Genomic DNA, 24,443 nt, shown 5'->3' on the forward strand with positions numbered 1-24,443 from the left:
CCCGCTTTCAGCCCGTCCGGCGTTTGAGGACGAGGCCGTTCAGGCCGAAAGCGGGGGTCTGGGGGCGGCAGCCCCCAGGTACGGGGCGGGTAGGGGCGGCGGGGGCGAGAAAAAGCTCAGAAGCCCAGCTTCCGCAACTGCCGAGGATCCCGCTGCCAGTCCTTGGCAACCTTCACATGGAGGTCCAGGAACACGGGAGTGCCCAGCAGCGCCTCGATCTGCTTACGGCTCTTGATGCCGACCTGCTTCAGACGCGCGCCCTTCGGCCCGATGATGATCCCCTTCTGGCTCGGCCGCTCGATGTAGACGAAGGCATGGATGTCGAGAAGAGGCTTGTCCGCGGGGCGGTCCTCGCGGGGCAGCATCTCCTCCACCACGACCGCGATGGAGTGCGGAAGCTCGTCCCGCACACCCTCCAGCGCCGCCTCCCGGATCAGCTCAGCGATCATGACCTGCTCGGGCTCGTCGGTGAGATCGCCCTCGGGATACAGGGCGGGCCCCTCCGGAAGGAGCGGAACGATCAGATCGGCCAGCAGGTCCACCTGCTTGTCGCCGACCGCCGACACCGGCACGATCTCCGCCCACTCGAAGCCCAGCTCCTTGCCTAGCTGGTCGATCGCGATGAGCTGCTCGGCGAGCGTCTTGCTGTCCAGCAGGTCGGTCTTGGTGACGATCGCGATCTTCGGCGTCTTCTTGATCGACGCCAGCTCCTTCGCGATGAAACGGTCACCGGGACCGAGCTTCTCGTTCGCCGGCAGACAGAAGCCGATCACGTCGACCTCGGCCCACGTCGTGCGTACGACGTCGTTGAGCCGCTCCCCCAGCAGCGTCCGCGGCTTGTGCAGCCCAGGGGTGTCGACCAGGATCAGCTGGGCGTCCTCCCGGTGCACGATGCCCCGTACCGTGTGCCGCGTCGTCTGCGGCTGGTCCGCGGTGATCGCCACCTTCTGGCCGACCAGAGCGTTCGTGAGGGTGGACTTGCCCGCGTTGGGGCGGCCCACGAAGCAGGCGAAGCCGGCGCGGTGGGGTGCCGACGACGCCGACGGCTCGGATGACTGACTACGAACGCTCATGGCGCCCATTCTCCCTGATCCACAGAGCCCCGCCGTACAGCCGAGCGATCACAGGGCGATCGCTGTCCGCCCTGTGAGATTCAGGAAACCTCCACGCAACGAAACATCACGGAAACACGGACGTGCGCATCCGGAAACGCACGGAAGTGAGCCTCTGACGAGCCCCCACCTCGTTGGAGACGACCGTGACCTTCGCCGCAGCGCACGTAGACACAGGTGACACCGCCTGGCTGCTCGCCGCCACCGCCCTCGTCCTGCTGATGACCCCGGGCCTCGCCCTCTTCTACGGCGGCATGGTCCGCACGAAGAGCGTCCTCAACATGCTGATGATGAGCTTCGTGTCGATCGCCCTGGTCACGGTGGTGTGGCTGGCCGCCGGGTACTCGCTGGCCTTCGGCGACGACATCGGCGGCGGGCTCATCGGCGGACTGAAGCACGCCGGGATGGCCGGTCTCGGGCCCGACAGCGTGCAGGGCACCGTGCCCACCCTGCTCTTCGCCACCTTCCAGCTCACGTTCGCGATCATCACGGCAGCACTGATCAGCGGCGCGATCGCCGACCGCGTGAAGTTCGCGGCCTGGCTGGTGTTCGTGCCGGTGTGGGCGCTGCTCGTATACGTTCCCGTCACGCACTGGGTGTGGGGCCCCGGCGGCTGGATCGCGCATCGCCTCGGCGCCCTCGACTTCGCGGGCGGACTCCCCGTGGAAATCACCTCCGGGGCCTCGGGCCTGGCCCTCTGCCTGGTCCTCGGCCCGCGGCTCGGCTTCAAGAAGGACGCGATGCGTCCGCACAACCTGCCCATGGTGATGCTGGGCGCGGGCCTGCTCTGGTTCGGCTGGTTCGGCTTCAACGCGGGCTCGGCACTCGGAGCCAACGGCCTCGCGGCGGCCGCCTTCCTCAACACCCTCGCCGCCGGCTGCACCGGTCTGCTCGGCTGGCTCTTCGTCGAGCAGAGGCGCGACGGGCATCCGACGACGCTGGGCGCCGCGTCCGGTGCCGTCGCCGGTCTGGTCGCCATCACCCCCTCCTGCGGCTCGGTCTCCCTGCTCGGCGCCCTGGTAGTCGGCCTCGCCGCCGGTGTCGTCTGCTCGTACGCCGTGAGCTGGAAGTTCAGGCTCAACTACGACGACTCCCTCGACGTCGTCGGCGTCCACCTGGTCGGCGGCATCATCGGCACCCTGCTCATCGGCGTCTTCGCACAGAAGGCGATGACCGGCTCCACCGAGGGTCTGCTCTACGGCGGCGGGCTCGCCCAGCTCGGCAAGCAGCTGGTGGCCGTGGTGGTCGTGGCCGCGTACGCCTTCCTCGTGACGTACGGCATCGGCAAGCTGATCGACAAGGCGATGGGCTTCCGGGCGAGCGAGGAGCAGGAGCACACCGGCCTGGACCTTACGGTGCACGCCGAGACCGCATACGATCACGGCGTCCTGGGCCACGGTGCCCCGGTCTCGTCCTCCGTCCTCTCCCCCGCGCAGAAGGTCAAGTCCCAGGCATGAAGCTCATCACCGCGATCGTCAAGCCCTACCGCCTCGACGAGGTGAAGACGGCCCTCCAGGAGCTCGGCGTGCACGGTCTGACCGTGACCGAGGCCAGCGGGTACGGCAGGCAGCGCGGCCACACCGAGGTGTACCGCGGCGCCGAGTACCAGGTCGACCTCGTCCCCAAGGTCCGCATAGAGGTCGTCGTCGAGGACGCGGACTCCGACGCGGTGATCGACGCGATCGTCAAGGCCGCGCAGACGGGGAAGATCGGGGACGGGAAGGTGTGGGCCCTGCCGGTCGAGACGGTCGTACGGGTACGGACGGGAGAGCGCGGCCCCGACGCGCTCTGACCACGAGGGCCACTCCCATCACCGCCACCACGAGCAGGACCACCGCCGCCGCCCACGGCAGGGCGAAGAAGGACGCGCTCTCCGAGTTCCGCGTGTCCGTCGCGCTCGCCGTCAACGTGATGTCGCCCCAGTCGAGTTGAGGCGCGCCCCGCCATGGTTCGGTGAGGTGGACGCGCTGGCCGGGCAGCAGTTCGGAGGGGATGCGGGACAGGTTGCGGTCCAGGAGCGTACGGCCGAACAGGCCCTCCGCACGCAGTTCCACCTTCGGGTCGAGGGTGACATTGCCGGTGTTGTGCAGGGTGTACGAGATGGTCGCCGTGCTGTCGCCGAGGCCGGGGACGAGCGGCTGGTGGTGGACGACGTGGACGTTCTCCACGGCGATCGCGGGGAGGGTCGGCCCGCCCACGCGCAGGTAGACGCGGGCGCCGACCGCCCGCTGCACACCGAGCGCCACCGATCCGTCGCCCTTGTCGATCCGTTCGTCGAGGGCCACCAACGCGCCAGGGTGGTCGCCCGGCTCTGCCCCCTCGGGCACCCGCAGCGTGAAGGGGACGATGACCTTGCCGTGCGCCGGAACGGTCACGTGTGACGTCGCGGGCCTCGCCCAGGCGCCGACGCCCCTCTGCTTCTCCTTCAACGTCCTGACGGCGAAACCGCCGTCGCGGGGGGTGTTGTAGGCGTCGGCGGCATACAGCCGGAAGCTCAGCGGCTGCCCGGTCTTGTTCGCCACGACCACCTTGTCCTCGATGGTGGTCCCGGGGTCGGCGGAGAGGTAGAAGTACGGGCGGGCGGCCACCTTCGAGGAGGCCGGGTAGACGGACCAGCTGCCGTTGTCGGCGGCGTGCGCGGGTGCGGGCGCGACGAAGAGGGCCAGGAGCAGGCCCAGGAGGAGGACGTACGGCTTGCGCATGGGTGCGGCCCCCCACGGACTTCGACGGGACAAGGGGAACGGGCGGGTGCGGACGCCCGTACGGTCAGCTGAGCGTCAGGGTGAGCACGCCCGAGTACGACCCGGGAGGCGTGAACGCCGGTACGTCCAGCGAGAGCCCAGCGTTCGCTGTGAACTCGCCCCCGGTCAGGGTGCCGTTGGGGGTGGACGCCAGGGTCGCTCCCGAGCTGCCCACCGTGCCCGCCGAACCGGCCTGGCAGGTGCTCGGGCTGCCCGCCTTGGTGGCGCAGGCAGGGGTCCAGCTCAGCTTCCCGGCATCGATCCTGGCGCCGGGGCCGGTGAAGTCGGTGACCTTGCCGGTGAGGGACCAGCCCGCGGGTCCGCCGCGGAAGTCCTTCACGGTGACGCTGTTCAGGGCGCCCGTGGAGGCCCCGCCCTTGCCGAAGTCGACCGCCGACAGGGCGACCGAGTCCCCGGCCCGGGACATGGACAGCGTGCCCGCCTTCACCGTGGTGGTGACCTTCTGGCTGCCGGCGGGAACAGGGGTGGTGTCGTTCACGACGTAGGCCGCGGGCCCCGCCCCCTTGCCGGCGCTCCACGCGCTTCCCTCGTACGCCACGACACCCGTGGTCGTCTTGTCGTTGACCACGAGCGAGCCGCTGAAGGAGCCGTCGGTACCGGCGGTGACCGTCGCCTTGTCCGTGGTCTGGGTGTCCCCGGAGCGCCCGGCGAGGGTGACGGTCGCGCCCGCCGTGAAGTGGCTGCCGTTGACGGTGACGCCGGCACCGGCGTTCCCGGAGGCCGAACTCAGCGAGATGGCACGGTTGTTGGTGGGGCTCGCGTCGGTCGCCGTGACGGTCTGGGAGACCGGGGCGGGCGGGCTGATCACCGTGCACGGGGTGTCCAGCTCGAGGATGTAGCTGGTGTGGATGTTGTAGTCACCGGGCGAGAGCGTGATCGAACCGGCCGCGGTGACCTTGAAGGTGCCGGTCATGGAGAACGACGGGAAGGCGCCGTTGCCCGGCACCGGGTCGTTCTTCTTGGGCCCGGCGACCGTCACGTCCCCCGTCTGCGCACCGCCGAGGGTGACCTTGCCGGTCGGCGTCATGATGTCGGCGGGCAGGGCGATGGCGGTGGGGTTGCTGGCGGCGGGCTTGACGACGGTGTAGGTGACGGTGACGGTGTCGCCGACCTTCGGACTGGCGTTGTCCACCGCGATGCTCGCGGTCGTCGTGCCGTCGATCGGCGGGATGCCCGCCACGGCGGGCGGGATGCAGTGCGTGGCGAAGTCCACGTTGGTGGACGCGTTGGCCGGACAGGCCAGTGCACCGCCCGCGGTGACCGCGAGCGCGGTCGCCCCGAGCAGGGACGCCCAGCGGCGTCTTCGGGTGATCGGACCCATGGGAGTGCCCCCTTCAGTTGCGCTCACTGGGGGCATTGATGTGTGGATGGCGTGAGAAGTCAATGGAGATGCCGTAACTGAACTGATGGACCGTCAGATCTGCAGGTATTCGGAACTGACGGTCCACACAGGTGAGTTGATACGGCTGTCGACTCAGTCGAACACGAACGGGCCCGGCGACTGCGCGCCGGTCGCGGTGCAGGTGATGGTGATGCCGAAGACGGTCATCTGCAGCGAGCCGCCGTACGCCTCCAGGCTGTCGCCGGAGGCGACGGTGCCGGAGAGCGGGCCGACGGTGACGGGGTCGCCGGCGGCCATCGCCGGGTTCTTGGTGCCGGTGAAGGCGGTGGTGCCGCCGCTCGCCTTGACCAGGGTCAGCGTGGAGGAGATCGAGTCCTGCGACAGGGCGATCGGCGCGGTGATGGCGGACGTGACGGTGATGGTGGCCGCCGTGCCGTCCTGGGTGGCCGTGAGCGTGGCCTCCCCGCCGCCGAAGCTTCCGCAGTCGGCGGTGATCGTCGCCGACTGCGGAGTGACGGCGAGGGCGCTGGGCGCGAACGCGAGCGAGGCGGCCGCGAGGGCCCCCACCGCCATGGCCGCACCTGTGCTTGTCCGTTTGGCTCTCATGGGGATCCGGCTCCCTTCCCGAAGCTGGGAACTGCCATGTGGGGATGGATGGGAGAGGTCCGTACGGACAGCCGGCAGGCGCGGTGCGGGGCGCCGGGTGGGGGGTGAATCTGACGGTCCGTCGGAACTATCGATTCCATTGATGCGCGTGAGGTGAAGAAGCGGCAAGGGTGAATTCCGGACGGCTCTGAAGCGGCCGGTTTTCAGCCTGCCCGCAAACCTGCGGGCAGGGGTGCTCACCCTGCGGTGACGGTGCTCCGTACGGTCCCGTCGGGCCCCGCCACCAGCACCGGAGTCCGCGCCCCGCCCAGGTCCCGCACGGCCGCCCGGTCCTCCTCGGACGCCGACCCGGCCTCCGTCACCACGGCCGCCGCCTCCAGCGACTTCGCGCCCGAGGCCACCGCCATGGCCACCGCCGTCCGCAGCGCGCTCAGCTTCAGCGAGGGCAGGTCCACGGTACCCGCGACATACGTACGGCCGGTCTCATCCCGTACGGCCGCCCCCTCGGGCACGGCGTTGCGGGCCCGCGCGGAACGGGCCAGGGTGACGATCTTGCGGTCCTCGGGGTCGAGCGCGCTGCTGTCGGTCATGAGCCGAGCATACGTAGCGGCAACGGCGCTATCCGGCCACGGGGTACATCGCACCCCGGCGGCCCTCCGGCGAGGCCAGCCACTCCAGCTTGGCCGCCGTGTTCGCCTCGTCCAGCGGCGAGTGCAGCACGATCGTCAGGTCGGGCCGGGCGGGCACCTTCATCGCCGTGGACTCCACCACGAGCAGGCCCACCAGCGGATGGTCGAGCTCCTTGCGGATCTGGCCCGCGTCCTCGATGTCCCGCTCGGCCCACAGGGCCGCGAAGTCCGCGCTCGCCTCGGTCAGTTGGGCAAGCAGTTCCTGAAAGCCCTCGTCGTCGGGGCGGGCGGAGCTGGCGGCCCGGAACTGCGCGACGACCGTGCGCGCGTTCCTCTCCCAGCTCTGGGAGCGGGAGCGGTAGAGCGGGTCGGTGAAGAAGTCGAGGACGCAGTTCTGCGTGATGTCCGGCCGCATGCCGAGCACCGCCGCGGCCGCGTCGTTGTACATCACGCAGTTGTAGTACGGGTCCATGATGTGCGCCGGATACGGCATCCAGGTGTCGATCAGCCGCCGCAGCCCGTCGCCCATGTCCCGCTTGCCCGGCTCCATCTCGGGCGCCGGCTGGTTCAGCCCGGCCAGCCGGTACAGGTGCCGCCGCTCGGCGTCACCCATCCGCAGCACCCTCGCCACCGAGTCCAGCACCTGCGGAGAGACCGAGATGTCACGGCCCTGCTCCAGCCACTGGTACCAGGAGGCGCCGACCCCGGCGAGCACGGCGACCTCCTCACGGCGCAGGCCCGGCGTGCGCCGCCGCGCCCCGCCGTCCGGCAGCCCGGCCTCGGCCGGGGAGACCCGGGCCCGCCTACTCATCAGGAATTCGCGCAGCTCACGCAGGCGATGCGCCTTGCCCGCCTCGGTCTCCACGACGTCCGCCACGTGCCAAGTCCCCCATCCGCTCTGCCTGGTGGTGCCACCACCAGGACAACCTCCCGCTCCCCACACCTATTCCGGCGCCCGCAGTCTCTTGTCCATGGCGATCGACACCACCCCGACCACTGCCCCGTCCACCACCGCGGAACTCGACAACCCCCGGCTGTCGACGCGCGACAAACTCGTCCTGTTCGTCCTGTGCGCGGCCCAGTTCATGGTCGCCCTCGACTTCTCCGTCCTGAACGTGGCCCTGCCCGTCCTCGGCAAGGACCTGGGCATGAGCCAGTCCGCCCTGCAGTGGGCGGTGACGGCCTTCGCCCTCCCGTCCGGCGGCTTCCTGCTCCTGTTCGGCCGCACGGGCGACCTCTACGGCCGCCGGAAGCTGTTCCTGACCGGCCTCGCGCTGTTCGGCGCGGCCTCGCTCCTCGCGACGCTCGCCTGGGACCCGGCGTCGTTCCTGACCGGACGCGCCCTGCAGGGCCTCGGCGCCGCGGCGATCGTGCCGACCGGCATGTCCCTGCTGACGACGACCTTCCCGGAGGGCCCGGCCCGCGACCGCGCGCTCGGCATCTCCGGCACGCTGCTCTCGCTGGGCTTCACGGTCGGCATGGTGGCCGGCGGCACCCTCACCGACACCTTCGGCTGGCGCTCCACGATGGCCCTGCTGTCGCTGTTCGCCCTGATCGTGCTCCCGCTGGCACCCGCCCTGTTGCCCGAGTCCCGCACCCCTGACCGCCCGCGCCTGGACGTGCCCGGCGCGATCACGGTCACTGCGGGCCTGCTCTCCCTGATCTACGCCCTGTCGACAGCCGCCGACCACGGCTTCGCCCGCGTGGACGTCCTGGCCACTCTCGTCGCGGGCCTGCTCCTGCTCGCCGCCTTCGTGGCCGTCGAGTCCCGCACCGCCGCTCCCCTGGTCTCCCTCCCCATGCTGCGCCGCCGCACGGTGGCGTGGGGCAACCTGGGCGGTCTGGTCACCTTCTCGATGATGTCGACGGTCGTCTTCGTCCTGACCCTCTACCTCCAGGAGATCCTGCACCTGTCGGCCTTCGAGACGGGCCTGGTCTTCGGCTTCCAGGGAGTGATGTCGGCGGTCGCGGGTGCCTACGCCCCGAAGGTCATCGGCCGCATCGGCGCCCGCCGCACCCTCGTCGTCTCGCTGGCCGGCCAGGGCGCCCTCGTCGCGGCCCTGCTCGGCCTGAACACGCACACCTGGTCGGTGTGGCTCGCCACGGCCGCCGTCGCCCTGGCCAGCATGTGCCACCTGGGTGCGATCATCTCCTACGGCCTGACGGTCACCTCGGGCGTCCCGGACGAGGAGCAGGGCCTGGCCACCGGCCTGGTCACCTCCACCCAGCAGGTCGGCATCACCGTCGGCATCCCCCTCCTGGGCGTCCTCGCCACGACCTCCGACGATCTGATGTCGGGCGTCCACATGGTGCTGGCGATCGACGCGGCGGTGGTACTGGCGGCGGCGGCGCTGTTGGCCATGGGGTTGCGTGGCCGGCCGCAGCGCTGACCGACCGGCGAGGGCCCGCTCCCGAAACAGGGGGCGGGCCCTCCTGCCTTCTGCCTTCTGCCTTCTGCCTTCTGCCTTCTGCCTTCTGCCTTCTGCCGCTCAGAACGCGCGATGGCGAGCGTCGCCACTCAGGTTCGCCGGTGGGGAAGAGGAAGTCATCGCCGACCGACAGCGTTCTCTCAGGGACGGTCGAGGCGGAGCCGCTCGGCGCGCGGCAGTCCGGCCACCACCAGGTCGTACGAGTCCTCGATGAGTTCCCGCACCAGCCGGTCCGGGAGTTCGCCGTCGACCGTGACGGTGTTCCAGTGGCGCTTGTTCATGTGGTAGCCGGGGATGATCAGGCCCTCATGCTCGGCGCGCAGCCGGATCGCGTCCTCCGGGTCGCACTTGAGGTTGACCGTGAGGGGGCGGGAGTCCAGCCAACTCAGGGCGAACATCTTGCCCAGCACCTTGAAGACCGAGATGTCCGGGGCGAAGGGGAAGTCCTCCACCGCCGCGTTGAAGGACAGGCAGAAGCCGCGCAGTTCTTCGGGCTTCACTCTTCTTTCGCCTCCTCCTCCGGCGGATCCGTCGGACCCACGGGCTCCACGAGCACGGTCACGATCTTGTTCCGGCGGCCTGCGGCGGCCTCCGCGGTCAGCCGGAGCTCACGCCCGTCGGGCACCTCCACGACCGCCGACGCCCCGGCGATGGGCACCCGGCCGAGCGCCTTCGCGAGCAGTCCGCCGACGGTCTCCACGTCCTCGTCGTCGTACTCGTCGAGCCCGTACAGCTCGCCCAGGTCGGTGATGTCGAGGCGGGCAGTGACCCGGTAACGGTCCTCGCCGAGGTCCTCGACCGGCGGCAGCTCACGGTCGTACTCGTCGGTGATCTCGCCGACGATCTCCTCGAGGATGTCCTCGATGGTGACGATGCCGGCCGTGCCGCCGTACTCGTCGATGACGACGGCGACGTGGTTGCGGTCCTGCTGCATCTCGCGCAGCAGATCGCCGGCGTTCTTCGTGTCGGGCACGAAAGCGGCGGGCCGCATGGCCGTGGACACCAGCTCGCTCTCGGCGTCCCGGCTGATGTGCGTCTTGCGGGCCAGGTCCTTCAGATACACGATGCCGACGATGTCGTCCTCGCTCTCCCCGGTGACCGGGATGCGCGAGAAACCCGAGCGCAGCGCGAGGGTCAGGGCCTGACGGATCGTCTTGTACCGCTCGATGACGACCAGGTCGGTCCGCGGGACCATGACCTCCCGTACGAGGGTGTCTCCGAGCTCGAAGACCGAGTGCACCATGCGGCGCTCCTCGTCCTCGATCAGCGACTCCGCCTCGGCGAGGTCGACCAGCGCCCGCAGCTCCGCCTCGGAGGCGAACGGGCCGCGGCGGAAACCCTTGCCGGGGGTCAGCGCATTGCCGAGGAGGATGAGCAGCGACGGGATCGGCCCCATGATCCGCGCCAGCGGCAGCAGCACATACGCCGCCGCCGTCGCCGTGTTGAGCGGATGCTGGCGGCCGATGGTGCGCGGGGAGACACCGACGGCGACGTACGACACCAGGACCATCACGCCGATCGCGGCCAGCAGGGCGCGGGTGGTGCCGGAGAACTCCTGCAGACAGGCGTACGTCACCAGGGCCGCGGCCGCCATCTCGCAGGCGACGCGGACCAGCAGCGCGACGTTGAGATAGCGGGTCGGGTCGGCGGCGACCTGGGCGAGCTTCGCGCTGCCGCGGCGGCCGGAGCGTACGGCCTCCTCGGCGCGGAAGCTGGAGACGCGCGCGATACCCGCCTCCGCGCAGGCGGCGAGCCAGGCGACGACGACCAGGGCGATCGCGCCCGCGACGATCTGGGGACTCATGAGACGGTCGGGGCCGGGGACGGACCGGTGAGGCCCTTCTCCGCGCGCCAGCCGTCCACGATCGCCGCCTGCAGACCGAACATCTCGGCCTTCTCGTCGGGCTCCTCGTGGTCGTACCCGAGGAGATGCAGCACCCCGTGGACGGTGAGCAGTTGGAGCTCCTCGTCCATGGAGTGCTGGGTGTGCGCTTCCTCGCCCTGCTTCTTGGCGACCTCCGGGCAGAGCACGATGTCGCCGAGGAGGCCCTGCGGGGGCTCGTCGTCGTCCTTCGACGGCGGACGCAGCTCGTCCATCGGGAAGGACATGACGTCCGTCGGCCCCGGCAGGTCCATCCACTGGATGTGCAGCTGCTCCATGGCGTCGGCGTCCACGACGATCACCGAGAGCTCGGAGAGCGGGTGGATGCGCATCCGCGCGAGTGCGTAGCGGGCGATGTCGAGGATCGCCTGCTCGTCGACCTCGGTTCCGGACTCGTTGTTGACGTCGATCGACATGGTGCTGCTTGTTCTACTTCCCCTTGTGCCCGGACTGCCTGCCCCGGCCGCCCTTGTGGGTGCCGTTCTCGGTGCCGTGCTTGCTGTCGTACTTCTCGTACGCGTCGACGATACGGCCGACCAGCTTGTGCCGTACGACATCGTGCGACGTGAGGCGCGAGAAGTGGACGTCGTCGAGGCCCTCGAGGATGTCCTGCACCTGGCGCAGGCCCGACTTGGTGCCGCTCGGCAGGTCGACCTGCGTCACGTCACCGGTGATCACGATCTTCGAGTCGAAGCCGAGGCGGGTGAGGAACATCTTCATCTGCTCGGGCGAGGTGTTCTGGGCCTCGTCCAGGATGATGAAGGCGTCGTTGAGCGTCCGGCCACGCATGTAGGCGAGCGGCGCGACCTCGATCGTGCCCGCGGCCATCAGCCTCGGGATCGAGTCCGGGTCGAGCATGTCGTGCAGCGCGTCGTACAGCGGGCGCAGATACGGGTCGATCTTCTCGTAGAGCGTGCCGGGCAGGAAGCCCAGCCGCTCGCCCGCCTCGACCGCGGGCCGGGTCAGGATGATGCGGTTGACCTGCTTGGACTGCAGGGCCTGCACCGCCTTGGCCATCGCCAGGTATGTCTTGCCGGTGCCGGCGGGGCCGATGCCGAAGACGATCGTGTGCTTGTCGATCGCGTCGACATACCGCTTCTGGTTGAGGGTCTTGGGGCGGATCGTGCGGCCGCGCGAGGAGAGGATGTTCTGGGTGAGGACCTCGGCCGGGGTCTCCTGGCCTTCGCCCTCTCCGTTCTCACTCGCTCTGAGCATGGCGATCGAGCGTTCCACTGCGTCCTCCGTCATCGGTTGCCCGGTGCGGAGCACCAGCATCATCTCGTCGAACAGGCGCTGGATGAGGGCGACTTCCGCGGGGTCGCCGGACGCGCTGATCTCATTGCCCCGGACATGTATGTCGGCCGCCGGGAAGGCTGTCTCGATCACGCGCAGAAGGGAGTCGCCGGACCCCAGAACGGTCACCATGGGGTGCTGGGCGGGGACGGTGAACTGTGCTCTCGCCTGCCCCTGCGCGGGGGTATGAGCTGTGGGTGTCTGAGTCATGGGCCGGCTCTGTAGGCCTTGCTCGTCCTCCTCGAAACGGCACGCCAGCCACTAGGGCTGCCTTGGCGGTTTCAAGGGTACGCCGGGGGACTGACAACGCCGTAGGCCTTTTCGGCAAGCGCTGTTTCACACTGCTCGCGGTGCTCAGGCCGACCGGAAACCGATCGTCGGCACGGCCCTGCGCAGCGGCCACGGCCGCGCGGCCTCCTCCTGCGGGATCAGGTGCTCCAGGAACGCATACCGCCGCAGCGCCGCCGGGTCCTGCCCCTCCACCGACTGCACCCTCCGCCACCAGGCCGCGATCTCCGACCACCCCGGTGCCGACAGCGAGCCCCCGAACTCCTGGACGGACAGCGCGGCCGTCAGCCCCGCGAAGGCCAGCCGGTCCGCCAGCGGCCAGTCCGCGAGCGTGCCGGTGACGAAGCCCGCCACGAACACATCGCCGGCGCCGGTCGGGTCCAGGGCCTCCACGGCGATCGCGGGGACCTCGGCCGTCTCGCCGGTACGCCGGTCCACGGCGTACGCACCCTCCGCACCGAGAGTGACCACCGCGAGCGGAACGTGCTCGGTGAGGGCGTGGGCGGCGGCGCGCGGAGAGGCGGCGCCGGTGTACCGCATGGCCTCCTCCGCGTTCGGCAGGAAGGCCTCGCAGTGTTCGAGGTCGGGCAGGCCCGCCAGGTCCCAGGCGCCGGTCTCGTCCCAGCCGACGTCGGCGAAGATACGGGTGCCGTCGTGCGCGGCCTGGGCGATCCAGGGGGCCCGCTTGCCGGGGGTGAGGGAGGCGACGGCGGCACGCGCGCGGGGCGCGCGGTCGGGGGCACCCCCTTGGTTGAACACGGTGTCCGGGGGTGGCTCGTGGCCGTGGGAGACCATCGTGCGCTCGCCCTCGTACGCCATCGAGACGGTGACCGACGAGTGCCAGCCGGGCACTCTGCGCGAGGTGGACAGATCGATGCCCTCGCCCTGCTCCAGGGCGTCCCAGCAGTACTCCCCGTAGTGGTCGTCGCCGAAGGCCGCCGCGAGGGAGGTCCTCAGGCCCAGGCGGGCCAGGGCGGTGGCCATGTTGGCGACGCCACCGGGGCTCGACCCCATCCCGCGCGCCCAGGACTCGGTCCCGCGCACCGGGGCGGAGTCGAGCCCGGTGAAGATGATGTCGAGGAAGACGGGGCCGGTGAGATACACGTCCCAGGGGGGATCGTCCGGTGTGCGCAGTACGGCCAGCGGGTCGACCTGTGCCTGACACTCCGGTCCGGTTGTGATGGGTGCTGGTCCCTTCCCGTTGGACGCGCTCACGGTGCACTCCCTGACATGGTGCGGATCAGGCCAGTGTGCACCACCCCACCGGTCAGCGTCTTTCAGCCCGCCCGGCACACTCCAGCCCGTCCGGCGTTTGAGGACGAGGCCGTTCAGGCCGAAAGCGGGGGTCTGGGGGCGGCAGCCCCCAGGGACGGGAAGGGTAAGGGCGGCGGGGGCGCTACCAGCGAGGCACCGCGGGCGTCACCCACCCCGGCTCAGCGACCCGCATGGCCGCCGCATCGTCCCGCTCGCGCAGCGCCCCGTCGTCGTCCAGCCACCGCTGGTGCAGAAACCCCAGCTTCCCCCGGTCGAGCTCCACACCGAGCCCCGGCGCGTCGGAGACGGCGACCTTCCCCCCGTCGAACGTCAGCCGCTCGGTGAGTACGTCCTCCGACTGCCAGGGATAGTGCGAGTCACAGGCATGGTGCAGATTCGGCACGGTGGACGCGACATGCGTCATCGCGGCCAGGCTGATCCCCAGATGGGTGTTGGAGTGCATGGACACCCCGACCCCGAACGTGCGGCAGATCGCGGCCAGTTGCTGGGTGTTGCGCAGCCCGCCCCAGTAGTGGTGGTCCGACAGCACCACCTGGACGGCGTCCCGCTTGAACGCCTCCTTGATCTCGGCGAACGTCGTCACGCACATGTTGGTGGCGAGCGGCACCCCGGTGGCGGCGGAGACCTCGGCCATGGCGGGAGTGCCGAGCGCCGGGTCCTCCAGGTATTCGAGGACGTCCCCGAGCTCCTCGGCCACCTTCAACGACGTCTCCACGGACCAGGCGCCGTTGGGGTCCAGCCGCAGCGGATGGCCGGGAAACGCCCCCGCGAGAGCCCGTACGGCGGCGATCTCCTCGTCCGGCGGGAAGACACCGCCCTTGAGCTTGAACGACGTGAACCCGTACCGCTCCTTGAACAGCCGGGCCTGCGCCACGACCCCGGCCGGGTCGAGGGCGGCACCCCAGTCGTCCTTCTCGCAGGCCACGCCCTCGGGATGGTCGGCCCACTTGTAGAACAGGTAGGCGCTGTACTCGACCGCGTCCCGTACCTTGCCGCCGAGCAGCGCGTGCACTGGCAGACCGAGCGCCTTGCCGAGGGCGTCGAGGCAGGCGACCTCGAAGCCGGAGACGACGGACAGCCGCAGTTTGTCGGCGGTCTGGACGCCCCGCAGCCCGCCGACGTCGACCTGGGTCTCGACGCGCGCGGAGTCCACCGAGACCTCGTCGGCGATCACGAACAGGCCGTTCAGGTCACTGACCTGACGGCCCTTCAGTTTCTCGGCGAAGGGCCGAGCCAGTTCCAGGTACTTGGTGTCGCCGTAGGTCTCGCCGACACCGGTGATCCCGTCGGCCGTCACCACCTCCACGATCAGCCGCGGGGTGTACGGCTGGTGGACGCCCTGTGTGTTGAGGAGGGGCGGGTCGGCGACCAGGATCGGCGTAAGCCCTACGTCGGTGATGGTGAGGTTCACAGCGCGGCTCCTACGAGGTCGAGTCCGGTGGCGAGCAGGGCTTCGAGCTCGGCCAGGTCGGCGGCCGAGGGGTCGGTGAGCGGGGCGCGGACGGGGCCGACGGAGCGGCCGCGCAACCGGGCCGCCGCCTTGACCAGGGACACGGCATATCCCGGTACGCGGTCGCGCAGCTCCACGAGCGGGACGTAGAAGTCGCGCAGCAGCCGCTCCACCGCCTTGTCGTCGCCGTCCCTCAGGGCCGCGAAGAAGGCGTTCGCGATCTCAGGGGCGAAGGCGTGCACGGCGGAGGAGTAGGCGGGGATGCCGACGGTGGCGTAGGCGCGGGCCTGGATCTCGGCGGTGGACGCGCCGTTGAAGAAGAGGAATCCCTCGGGCGCCGCGAGCGTCAGGCGCTGCAGGCGGTCGAGGTCGCTGTGGCCGTCCTTGAGGCCGATGACGTTCGGGAGGGACGCGATCCGCCTCAGGGAAGCTGCCGAGTAGGCGACCTGGCCGCGCTGGTAGACGATGAGCGGCAGCCGGGTGCGGGCGGCGAGCTGCTCCACCTGTGCGACCAGGCCCTCCTGCGGGGCGGCGACCAGGTAGTGCGGCAGGACGAGCAGCGCGTCGGCGCCGGCCTCCTCGGCGATGCGGGCGAACCGGACGGCCTGCGCCCAGCCGTACCCGATCCCGGGGACCACGGGCAGTCGCCCGCCCGCCTCCTCGACGGCGATGGCCACGACCTGCCGGTACTCGTCCTCGTCCAGCGAGAAGAACTCGCCCGTGCCGCAGGCGGGGAAGACGGCGCCGGGGCCGGTGGCGATCTGTGCCGCGACGTGGGCGCGGAAGCCCTCCGGGTCGAGCGAGCCGTCTTCGTGGAAGGACGTCAGCGGGAAGGAGAGCACCCCTCTCTCCATCCCGTCGCGCAGCCTCCGCGCAGCTGTCTCCGCCTCACCCGTCACGACGTCTCCCCATGTAGATGTCATCCATGTATGAAAACAGAGCCTAGATATGCGAACAGCGGCCGTCAACGGTCCGGCAGGGGCCGACTAGCATCGCCCCATGTCGGACACAGGTGGCGGCGTACGCGAGGTGAAGTCCGCCGCGCGGACGGTCGAACTGCTGGAGCTGCTCGCCGCCCGCGGCGACCGACCGGCACGGCTGCAGGAGCTGGCGGACCAGCTGGGCGTGCCGCGCAGCTCGATGTACGCGCTGCTCCAGACCCTGATCAGCAGGGGCTGGGTGCGTACGGACGTCACCGGTTCGCTCTACGGCATCGGCATCCACGCCCTGCTCACCGGCACCAGCTACCTCGACTCCGACCCGCGCGTGCGCCTCGTACGGCCGTATCTCGACGAGGCGTCCGAGGCGCTCGGCGAGACGATCCACATGGGGCGGCTCGACGGACGGGACGTGGCGTATCTGGCCACACGGGAGTCCCACGAGTATCTGCGGACCATCAGCCGCGTCGGCCGCCGGCTGCCCGCGCACGCGGGCGCGCTGGGCAAGGCGCTGCTGGCCGAACGGGACGACGAGGAGCTGCCCGAGGGGCCGTACCAGGCGCTCACCCCGAACACGCACACCGGCCGGGAATCACTGGCGGCGGATCTCGCGCGGGTCCGCGTCCGCGGTTACTCGGTCGACCGCGAGGAGGGCGTGGCCGGAATCGCCGGTTTCGGCTTCGCGCTGCGCTACGACACCCCCGCACAGGACGCGATCAGCTGCTCGGTGCCTGTGGCTCGGCTGACGCCGGAACACGAGGAGCGGATCGTGGCGGTGATGCGGGAGATCAGGGCGAAGGTGGAGGCGACAGCGGTCGGCGGGACCGTTCACTGGCGTTAGCCCTGTCGGCCCGAACGGCCTCGTCCTCAAACGCCGGACGGGCTGAAAATGCCATCTGCTACCCGACCCTTCCCGCCCCAAACGCAACGTGCGCCACATCACACCCCCCGCGCTTCTTTCCCGAACCGCGTGCTTGATACAAATTCTCCGCGCGTTCCTGTCCGTCGACGGTCGTCGCCCAACCCCTTCTTGAGCCGCTTCTTTCGCATGCCCTGGGAACGCCCGTGTCCGCCCCTCGCACCACCGCCTGGCCCCTCGTCGCCCTTTTCACGGCCGGGTACCTCGCTCCGTATCTGCTGCCGACGACCGTCGGACGGCTCGACTCGGGGCTTGCGCTCTCCGCGACCGAGGCGGGCGCCATCGGCAGCGCGCTGCTGCTGAGTTCGGCCGCTGCCGGCTTCCTGCTGGCCTCCCGCGTCGACCGCGTCGGCCCGCGCGCCCTGGCCCGCCTCGGTCTCGTGCTCGCGGTCGTCGGCTACGGCGGCGCCGCGCTCACCGATGCCGTCCCCGCGGTCGTCGCGGGCGCGCTCGTCGGCGGCTTCGGCTCCGGTACGGCGACAACGGTCGCCGCGACCGGGATCGCCGCCCAGCCGGACCCGCACCGGACGACCACGCTGGGCCTGCTCGGTGTCTCCGCGCTCGCCGGCGCCCTGTATCTGGCGATCCCTCACCTGGGCGCGGGCCATGGACAGCCGTTCGCCGCGCTCGCGCTCACCGCGCTCGCCGTCTGGCCGCTCACCGGCCGGCTCCCGGTCCGTACGGCGGTCGCGCACAGCCCGCTCGACGGCACCCGCCTCCCCCACCGGCGTTCCGGTCTGGTCCTGGCCCTCGCCATGTTCTGCTGGTCGCTCGTGCAGAACGCGCTGTGGGGCGTCAGCGGCCGCATCGGCCTGGCCCAGGCACACCTCGCGGAGGCCACCGTCGGCGCCGTCTTCGCGGTGGCGCTCGGCGCGGGACTGCTGGGGGTCGTCGGCGCGGGAGCGGTCGGGCCACGGTTCGGCCGTGCGCTGCCCATCGGGGCGGGAACGGCGCTGATCTCCGGCTGCATCGTGCTCAGCGCGTCCGCGACCGACCTGACGCGTTTCGCGAGCGGTGAGATCGCCTGGAACGTGCTCTACCCGGTCGTCCTGTCGTACGTGATCGGCCTGGCCGCCTCCCTGGACCCCCGCGGCCGCTGGGCGGTCCTCGTCGGCTCGGCGTCCTCCCTGGGAACGGCGGCGGGCCCGCTGACCGGCAGCGTGCTGGCGGCGCAGGCGGGGTTCCCGGTGATGGGCGTGGTCCTGGCGGTGGGGCTGCTGGTTATCACCGTTCCGATGACGGTTGTTGCTTCGCGCGCGGGCCGGTGGGGGCTTGTCGCGCAGTTCCCCGCGCCCCTCAAGGGGCGCGGGGCGGCGCCGGACGTTGCCAAGGCAGCCTAGAACTTGTAGGCCGTCACCTCTGCGAGATACCTGGCCCGCCGCTCCTCGTCATCCTCCAAGAATGAGGCGAGGAAGGAGTTGCGGGCCAATTCGCGCAGGCGGTCTTCACTCAGCCCCAGGGTGTTGCCCACCGCGTCGAAGTTGTCGCCCGCATAGCCGCCGAAATACGCGGGGTCGTCGGAGTTGACCGTGCACAGCAGCCCCGCCTCCAGCATGGCCGGCAGCGGGTGGTCGGCGAGGGTGTCGACCGTCCGGAGGCGGACATTGGACAACGGGCACAGAGTCAGCGGGATGCGCTCCCGGACCAGCCGCTCGACCAGCTCGGGGGATTCCATGCACCGCAGCCCGTGGTCCACGCGTTCCACGCCGAGCACGTCCAGCGCCTCGGTGATGTACTCCGGCGGCCCCTCCTCCCCGGCGTGCGCCACCCGGCGCAGACCGAGCGCGGCGGCGACCTCGTACACCTCGCGGAACTTCACCGGCGGGTGCCCGACCTCGGCGGAGTCGAGGCCGACGCCGGTGATCCGGTCCAGGTACGGCTTCGCGGCCTCCAGCGTCCGCAGCGCCGACTCGGCGGACTCGTCCCGCAGGAAGCACAGGATCAGCCGGGTGGAGATGCCGTGCACCGACTCGCTGTGCCGCAGCGCCCGCCACAGCCCCTCCACGACCGTGCCCATGCCCACGCCCCGCGCGATGTGCGCCTGAGGATCGAAGAAGATCTCCGCGTGCCGCACACCCTGCGCGGCGGCGCGGGCCAGATAGGCGTTCGCGAGGTCCTCGAAGTCCCGCTCGGTGCGCAGGACGGCCATCAGCTCGTAGTACAGGTTCAGGAAGGACTGGAGGTCCTCGAAGTCGTACGCCTTGCGGAGTTCGTCCGTGTCGGCGTACGGCAGCTCGACACCGTTGCGGGCTGCCAGCTCGAACGCGAGCTCCGGCTCCAGGGTGCCTTCGATGTGCAGGTGCAGTTCAGCTTTGGGGAGGGGCATCAAAGCATCGTACGGGCGCCTTACCGGCGTTTCGGAACCGGCACCCGCAGAAGATCGTGCGCCACCGTCAGCTCGCCCTCGAAGCCCGCCGCCCGCGCCTGCCGCTCGAACTCGTCCGCTTCGGTGTAGCGCTGGCTGAAGTGCGTGAGCACGAGGTGCCGTACGCCCGCCTCGCGTGCGACGGTCGCCGCCTGGCCCGCCGTGAGGTGGCCGTGCTCGACCGCGAGGTCGGTGTCCTCGTCGAGGAACGTCGACTCGATGACGAGCATGTCGCAGCCCTCGGCGAGCGCGTGCACCCCGTCGCACAGACGGGTGTCCATGACGAACGCGAACCGCTGGCCGCGGCGCACCTCGCTGACCTCCTCCAGGGACACCCCGCCGAGCGCGCCCTCCCGCTGGATGAGGCCCACATCCGGGCCCTTGATGCCGTGCGCGGCGAGGCGGTCGGGGAGCATCCGGCGGCCGTCGGGTTCGGTCAGCCGGTAGCCGTAGGACTCCACGGGGTGGGAGAGCTTGCGGGCTTCGAGGGTGTACGACGGCGTGACGGCCACGGGGCCGTCCGTGTCGACGGGAGCCTCGGTGAGGTCGACCGTCTCGCGGTAGGCGGTGGCATAGCGCAGGCGGTCGAAGAAGCGCTGGCCGGAGCGCGGGTAGTGCGCGGTGATCTCGTGCGGGACCCGGTCGAGGTTGATGCGCTGGATGACGCCCGCGAGGCCGAGGGAGTGGTCGCCGTGGAAGTGGGTGACGCAGATCCGGTTGAGGTCGTGCGCGGCGGCCCCGGCACGCAGCATCTGGCGCTGTGTGCCCTCGCCGGGGTCGAAGAGGATGCCCTCGCCGTCCCAGCGCAGCAGATAGCCGTTGTGGTTGCGGTGCCGGGTGGGGACCTGGCTGGCGGTGCCGAGGACCACCAATTCACGTACGGACACGGTCGGTTACCCGGGGGGCCACTGCAGGCCGCGGCCGCCGAGGACGTGCGCGTGGGCGTGCCAGACGGTCTGGCCGGCGCCGGGGCCCGTGTTGAAGACGATGCGGTAGCTGTCCAGCTTGTCCTCGTCGGCGACCGACTGGGCCTCGCGCAGGACGTCCGCGGCGAGCACCGGTTCGGCGGCGGCGAGCTCGGCCGCGTTCCTGTAGTGCGCCTTGGGGATCACCAGGACATGGGTGGGCGCCTGGGGGTTGATGTCCCGGAAGGCGACGGTGGTCTCCGTTTCGCGGACGATCGTGGCCGGGACATGCCCCGCGACGATCTTGCAGAACAGGCAGTCGTCCTGCGACTCCCCTGCCATGTGGTCTCCTCAAGCCGGTTGATCGATCACACTGATCGAGTACGGGGGCATCGTATCGAGGGACGTCAGTCCAGGCTCGGGGGTGTCTTGGCGGGGGTCTCCTCCAGGGCGGCCAGCGCGACGCGGATCGCCTCGTCCAGTTGGACGTCCCGTCCCGCCGCGTAGTCCTGCGGACGCTGGATCACCTCCACGTCCGGGTCCACACCGCGGTTCTCGACGTCCCAGCCGTAACCCTCCAGCCAGAAGGCGTACTTGGGCTGGGTGACGAGCGTGCCGTCGACCAGGCGGTAGCGGCTGTCGATGCCGATGACACCGCCCCAGGTCCGGGTGCCGACGACCGGGCCGATGCCCAGGGCCTTGATGGCCGCGTTGACGATGTCGCCGTCGGAGCCGGAGAACTCGTTGGCCACGGCGACCACAGGGCCGCGGGGTGCGTCCGCCGGGTAGCTGTACGGGCGCAGGCCGCGCGGCACGGCCCAGCCGACGATCCGCCGTGCCAGCTTCTCGACGACGAGTTGGGAGGTGTGGCCGCCCCGGTTCTCCCGGACGTCCACGACGAGTCCCTCCCGGGCCACCTCGACCCGCAGGTCCCGGTGGATCTGGGCCCAGCCCGGCGCCTGCATGTCGGGGACGTGCAGATAGCCGATCCGGCCGCCGGACTTCTCGTGGACGTAGGCCCGCCGGTCCGCGACCCACGCGTGGTACCGCAGCGGCTCCTCGTCCGCGACCGGCACGACCACCGCATGCCGCACCTCGCCTCCGCCGGCCGGCGAGATCGTCAGCTCGACCGGCTTGCCCGCCGTGCCGACGAGCAGCGGTCCGGGCCCGGTCACCGGGTCCACCGGCCGCCCGCCCACCGCGGCGATCGCGTCCCCTGCCCGCACCGCGACGCCCGGCGCGGCCAGCGGGGAGCGGGCGTCGGGGTCGGAGGTCTCGGTCGGCAGGATGCGGTCGATGCGCCAACTGCCGTCCTCGTGAAGGGAGATGTCGGCGCCGAGGAGCCCCTGCCGGGGCCCGTTGCCGTATCCGCGGTACGGCATCACATAGGCGTGCGAGGTGCCGAGCTCGCCGTGCACCTCCCACAGGAGATCGACGAGGTCGTCGTGGGTGGCCACGCGGTCCAGGACCGGCCGGTAGCGGTCGAGTACGCCGGCCCAGTCGACGCCGCTCATGTCCGGCCGCCAGAAGTGGTCCCGCATGATGCGGCCGGTCTCCTCGTACATCTGCCGCCACTCGGCCGAGGGATCGACGGTCTGCCGGATCCGGGTCAGGTCGACGGTGATGTTGGTGTCGCTCGCGTCGTCGTTGGACGCACGCCGGTCGCTGGGTACGACCTTCAGCTTGCCGTCGGTCCACAGCAGCAGCCGCTTTCCGTCGCCGCTGACCCGGAAGTGGTCGGCGTCGGTGGCGAGGTGCTCCAGGCGGTGCTGCGCGAGGTCGTAGCGCTCCAGCTCGGTCTTGGGGTCGGGATCGTCCGGGGTGGCCCTGGACACCCCGAGGACGCCCTGCACCGGGTGGCGCAGCCACAGCACGCCGTCCTTCGCTGCACGCAGGTCGGAGTAGCGGGCGGCCTCGACCGGGAAGGGCACGATCCGGTCGGCGAGGCCTTCGAGGTCGATGCGGGTGGCCGGGGTGCCCTCGCTGTCCGGGGTCTCGTCCTTGTCGGGGGTGTCGAAGGGGCGTCCGTGCCGCTGCGGGCCGAAGGGGGAAGGCGTGGTCGCCGCGAGGGTGATCAGGTGCGGGCGGTCGCCGACCACGAAGGCGAGGTCGAAGACGTGCTCGTCGTAGACCGGGTCGAAGGAGCGGTTGGAGAGGAAGGCGATGTGTTTGCCGTCGAGGGTGAAGGCGGGTGAGTAGTCCCGGAAGCGCAGCGGGGTCGCCTCGGTGACCGTCAGGTCGGTGGTGTGGGCGATGCGGAGCTGGCGCAGCGGGCGCGGGCCGGGGTGGGACCAGGCGAGCCAGGCCGAGTCCGGCGAGAAGACGAGGCCGGTGACGTCCCCGTCCTCGCTGCGGTCGATCTCGCGGACCTCGCCCGTCTCCCGCTCGACGAGCAGGACGCGTCCGTCGTGCGCGGCGACCGCGGCCCGGCTGCCGTCGGGCGCCATGGCGAGCCCGAGGACGCGGCCGAGTTGTCCGGCGGCCAGGCGGCGCGGGGTGGCGCCGGGTGCCAGACCGGTGGCGGGCGCGAACTCCAGGGCGTCCTCGCCCTCCGCGTCCGTCACCCACACCACCCATTCCTCGCCCTCGGCGCGGAAGGTGCGCGGCAGCCGGGCCCGTACGCCGGGTTCGGCGGCGAGCGCACGGGTGGGACCGGCACGGTGGGTGACCCAGTGGACGGCTCCGCGTACGGCGACCGCGCTGCCGCGCGCGGTGTGGTCGGGGGCGGCCGATCCGAACCAGCGGGAGGCGTTCACGGCGAACGGCTGCCGCTCGGCGCGCTGCCCGCCGAGCCGGATGTCGAGGCGGCGGGGCTCGGCTCCGTCGAGATCGTCGAGGATCCACAGCTCACCGGCCGAGGCGTAGACGACACGGGTGCCGTCGCCGGAGGCGTGCCGGGCGTAGAAGCCGTCCAGCGGTGTGTGCCGACGCAGGTCGGAGCCGTCGTCCAGGGAGGAGTACACCGCCCCGACGCCCTCGTGGTCGGACAGGAAGGCGATGCGCTCCCCCGCCCACACCGGGAACTCCAGGTTCCCGCCGAGCTCTTCATGCAGCCGTACGAACTCGCCCTGCCCCTCCCGGTCGATCCACAGCTTGCCCGCGGTGCCCCCGCGATAACGCTTCCACCAGGCGGCCTCGCGCCCCATGGGTGCGGACAGCAGAACGGTGCTCGGCCCGTGGGCGACATGCCCGACGAGGCCGTACGGCAGGACGGTGGAAGGTCCGCCGTCGAGCGGGACGGAGTGCGCCCAACTGCGGCGCAGGTTCGCCTGGCCGTGAGTGGTGATCGCGAGGACCTGCCCGTCCGGGGTCCAGCCGCGTACCTGGGTGCGCCAACTGCCCCAGTGGGTCAGCCGCTTGGAAGGTCCGCCGACGACCGGGGCGATGTGCACCTCGGGGGCGCCGTCGCGGGTGGAGGTCCAGGCGACGGTCGTGCCGTCGGGCGAGATGCGGGGTAGGGCGACCGGTGTGTTGTCCGCGCTGACCCGCCAGGCGCGTCCACCGTCGACGGGGGCGAGCCACACGTCGTCCTCCGCGGTGAAGGCGACCAACTCGCCCCACAGGTGCGGAAACCGGAGGTAGGCAGGCGTCGCAGACTGTGTCACCCGATCACCCTACGCAGTGACACCACTCCAGGTCAGCGGTTTGGATCACTTGCCCTGGACGGGCCAGCACTGCGGATCCCCCTTGCACCAGATGGTCCTGGTGACCGTCACGGTGACGGTGGCGCCGGGCTGCCCGCCGTTTCCGTTGGAGGGGTTGTTGAAGATGGGCGACGGTGTCGCGTTGCAGTTGCCGAGCCCCGTCACATGGAACCACTGCTTGCCGCCCACCTTGGCGGTGAGGTCGCCGCGCACACAGGCGCCGTTGACGGCCCGGGTGACCTTGCCGGTGACCGTGATGTCCCGTCGGTCCTTGGTCTGTCCCTGGCAGTCGACATTGGCGACGGTGGTCTCGCTCGCCGAAGGCGCCGTCCGTCCGGCCGTGGCGGCCTTGTTGTTCCCGTAGTTGGCCGTGCAGCTGAGCCACTGCACATCGACGTGCTGCCGCTCCAGCTCCTTGGTCGCGGTCTGGTCGGTCGTGTACGCCACGGCCGCCGAGTTCAGCCCACCCGGGTCACAGGCCGCGGCCCCGCCGACGCCCAGCACGGCAAGTCCCACCGCGGCCGCCACCCGCCGTCCTCGCGGCCGTCGCCAAATCCGCCTCAATGCCCCCATGGACGGCAGCCTGCCACCGTGGGCCGTCCGG

The 24,443-nt window shown here is 70.9% G+C and carries 23 protein-coding genes; 5 read left to right on the forward strand and 18 right to left on the reverse strand.

The features are described from left to right. Window positions 1-116: 116 nt before the first annotated feature. A complete protein-coding gene (gene era / locus ACWDAG_RS25810) occupies window positions 117-1,082 on the reverse strand; it encodes a GTPase Era (RefSeq protein ID WP_450697940.1) in 966 nt (321 codons plus the stop codon). A 176-nt stretch (window positions 1,083-1,258) separates the two neighbouring features. Between era and ACWDAG_RS25815 the strand changes: the two genes are divergently transcribed. Beyond that, window positions 1,259-2,569 carry an ammonium transporter gene (locus ACWDAG_RS25815; RefSeq protein WP_450697941.1) on the forward strand — a complete coding sequence of 437 codons (1,311 nt, stop codon included), beginning with the start codon at window positions 1,259-1,261 and terminating at the stop codon, window positions 2,567-2,569. Then, entirely contained in the window at window positions 2,566-2,904 is a 339-nt protein-coding gene (locus ACWDAG_RS25820) for a P-II family nitrogen regulator (RefSeq protein WP_133926381.1), read from the forward strand. Before ACWDAG_RS25815 ends, ACWDAG_RS25820 begins: the two co-directional genes overlap by 4 nt. Here the strand turns inward: ACWDAG_RS25820 and ACWDAG_RS25825 are convergent. The 5 genes from ACWDAG_RS25825 to ACWDAG_RS25845 all read right to left on the reverse strand — a co-directional run bounded on the left by ACWDAG_RS25825 (window position 2,798) and on the right by ACWDAG_RS25845 (window position 7,262). Next, window positions 2,798-3,814: a WxL protein peptidoglycan domain-containing protein gene (locus ACWDAG_RS25825; RefSeq protein ID WP_450697942.1), complete on the reverse strand. Its 1,017-nt coding sequence runs from the start codon at window positions 3,812-3,814 to the stop codon at window positions 2,798-2,800. The two genes, ACWDAG_RS25820 and ACWDAG_RS25825, sit on opposite strands and share 107 nt — an antisense overlap. 64 nt (window positions 3,815-3,878) lie before the next feature. Further along, a complete protein-coding gene (locus tag ACWDAG_RS25830; protein WP_450697943.1) occupies window positions 3,879-5,195 on the reverse strand; it encodes a beta-xylosidase in 1,317 nt (438 codons plus the stop codon). 153 nt (window positions 5,196-5,348) lie between these two features. Beyond that, entirely contained in the window at window positions 5,349-5,822 is a 474-nt protein-coding gene (locus ACWDAG_RS25835; RefSeq protein ID WP_450697944.1) for a hypothetical protein, read from the reverse strand. 236 nt (window positions 5,823-6,058) lie between these two features. Continuing rightward, a complete protein-coding gene (locus ACWDAG_RS25840; RefSeq protein ID WP_450697945.1) occupies window positions 6,059-6,412 on the reverse strand; it encodes a cytidine deaminase in 354 nt (117 codons plus the stop codon). Window positions 6,413-6,440: 28 nt separating this feature from the next. Continuing rightward, complete coding sequence (locus tag ACWDAG_RS25845) at window positions 6,441-7,262, reverse strand: helix-turn-helix transcriptional regulator (protein WP_450698077.1); 822 nt, start codon at window positions 7,260-7,262, stop codon at window positions 6,441-6,443. Between the two features lie 160 nt (window positions 7,263-7,422). Here ACWDAG_RS25845 and ACWDAG_RS25850 point away from each other — a divergent pair, with 160 nt between their 5' ends. Further along, a complete protein-coding gene (locus ACWDAG_RS25850) occupies window positions 7,423-8,841 on the forward strand; it encodes an MFS transporter (protein WP_450697946.1) in 1,419 nt (472 codons plus the stop codon). 179 nt (window positions 8,842-9,020) lie between these two features. Here ACWDAG_RS25850 and ACWDAG_RS25855 read toward each other — a convergent pair whose 3' ends face one another. The 7 genes from ACWDAG_RS25855 to ACWDAG_RS25885 form a co-directional block, all read right to left on the reverse strand. Beyond that, window positions 9,021-9,380 carry an MmcQ/YjbR family DNA-binding protein gene (locus ACWDAG_RS25855; protein ID WP_450697947.1) on the reverse strand — a complete coding sequence of 120 codons (360 nt, stop codon included), beginning with the start codon at window positions 9,378-9,380 and terminating at the stop codon, window positions 9,021-9,023. Beyond that, entirely contained in the window at window positions 9,377-10,684 is a 1,308-nt protein-coding gene (locus tag ACWDAG_RS25860; protein ID WP_450697948.1) for a hemolysin family protein, read from the reverse strand. Before ACWDAG_RS25860 ends, ACWDAG_RS25855 begins: the two co-directional genes overlap by 4 nt. Beyond that, a complete protein-coding gene (ybeY, locus tag ACWDAG_RS25865) occupies window positions 10,681-11,178 on the reverse strand; it encodes an rRNA maturation RNase YbeY (protein WP_030934120.1) in 498 nt (165 codons plus the stop codon). The genes ACWDAG_RS25860 and ybeY overlap by 4 nt, the downstream gene beginning before the upstream one ends. 13 nt (window positions 11,179-11,191) lie before the next feature. Further along, window positions 11,192-12,265 carry a PhoH family protein gene (locus tag ACWDAG_RS25870; protein WP_450697949.1) on the reverse strand — a complete coding sequence of 358 codons (1,074 nt, stop codon included), beginning with the start codon at window positions 12,263-12,265 and terminating at the stop codon, window positions 11,192-11,194. A gap of 144 nt (window positions 12,266-12,409) precedes the next feature. Continuing rightward, a complete protein-coding gene (locus tag ACWDAG_RS25875; RefSeq protein WP_450697950.1) occupies window positions 12,410-13,558 on the reverse strand; it encodes a carbohydrate kinase family protein in 1,149 nt (382 codons plus the stop codon). A 181-nt stretch (window positions 13,559-13,739) separates the two neighbouring features. After that, window positions 13,740-15,029, reverse strand: a complete 1,290-nt coding sequence (locus ACWDAG_RS25880; RefSeq protein WP_450697951.1) for a glucarate dehydratase family protein — start codon at window positions 15,027-15,029, stop codon at window positions 13,740-13,742. Further along, window positions 15,026-15,991, reverse strand: a complete 966-nt coding sequence (locus ACWDAG_RS25885; protein ID WP_450697952.1) for a 5-dehydro-4-deoxyglucarate dehydratase — start codon at window positions 15,989-15,991, stop codon at window positions 15,026-15,028. Before ACWDAG_RS25885 ends, ACWDAG_RS25880 begins: the two co-directional genes overlap by 4 nt. A 76-nt stretch (window positions 15,992-16,067) precedes the next feature. On the opposite strand from ACWDAG_RS25885, the gene ACWDAG_RS25890 reads away from it, so the two are divergent. Continuing rightward, on the forward strand, window positions 16,068-16,847 hold the full coding sequence (locus tag ACWDAG_RS25890) for an IclR family transcriptional regulator (protein WP_450697953.1): 780 nt from the start codon (window positions 16,068-16,070) through the stop codon (window positions 16,845-16,847). Between the two features lie 224 nt (window positions 16,848-17,071). Beyond that, entirely contained in the window at window positions 17,072-18,265 is a 1,194-nt protein-coding gene (locus ACWDAG_RS25895) for an MFS transporter (protein ID WP_450697954.1), read from the forward strand. Here ACWDAG_RS25895 and ACWDAG_RS25900 read toward each other — a convergent pair. The 5 genes from ACWDAG_RS25900 to ACWDAG_RS25920 form a co-directional block, all read right to left on the reverse strand. Then, window positions 18,262-19,251 (reverse strand): adenosine deaminase, encoded by a 990-nt coding sequence (locus ACWDAG_RS25900; protein WP_450697955.1) that lies wholly within the window; start codon window positions 19,249-19,251, stop codon window positions 18,262-18,264. The genes ACWDAG_RS25895 and ACWDAG_RS25900 overlap by 4 nt on opposite strands. A 20-nt stretch (window positions 19,252-19,271) precedes the next feature. Beyond that, window positions 19,272-20,177, reverse strand: a complete 906-nt coding sequence (locus ACWDAG_RS25905; protein WP_450697956.1) for a ribonuclease Z — start codon at window positions 20,175-20,177, stop codon at window positions 19,272-19,274. 6 nt (window positions 20,178-20,183) lie between these two features. Then, window positions 20,184-20,537 carry a histidine triad nucleotide-binding protein gene (locus tag ACWDAG_RS25910; RefSeq protein ID WP_450697957.1) on the reverse strand — a complete coding sequence of 118 codons (354 nt, stop codon included), beginning with the start codon at window positions 20,535-20,537 and terminating at the stop codon, window positions 20,184-20,186. Between the two features lie 65 nt (window positions 20,538-20,602). Beyond that, window positions 20,603-23,800, reverse strand: a complete 3,198-nt coding sequence (locus tag ACWDAG_RS25915; RefSeq protein WP_450697958.1) for a S41 family peptidase — start codon at window positions 23,798-23,800, stop codon at window positions 20,603-20,605. Window positions 23,801-23,845: 45 nt separating this feature from the next. After that, on the reverse strand, window positions 23,846-24,412 hold the full coding sequence (locus ACWDAG_RS25920) for a hypothetical protein (protein ID WP_450697959.1): 567 nt from the start codon (window positions 24,410-24,412) through the stop codon (window positions 23,846-23,848). Window positions 24,413-24,443 lie beyond the last annotated feature (31 nt).

The organism is Streptomyces sp. NPDC001157 (assembly GCF_053598255.1).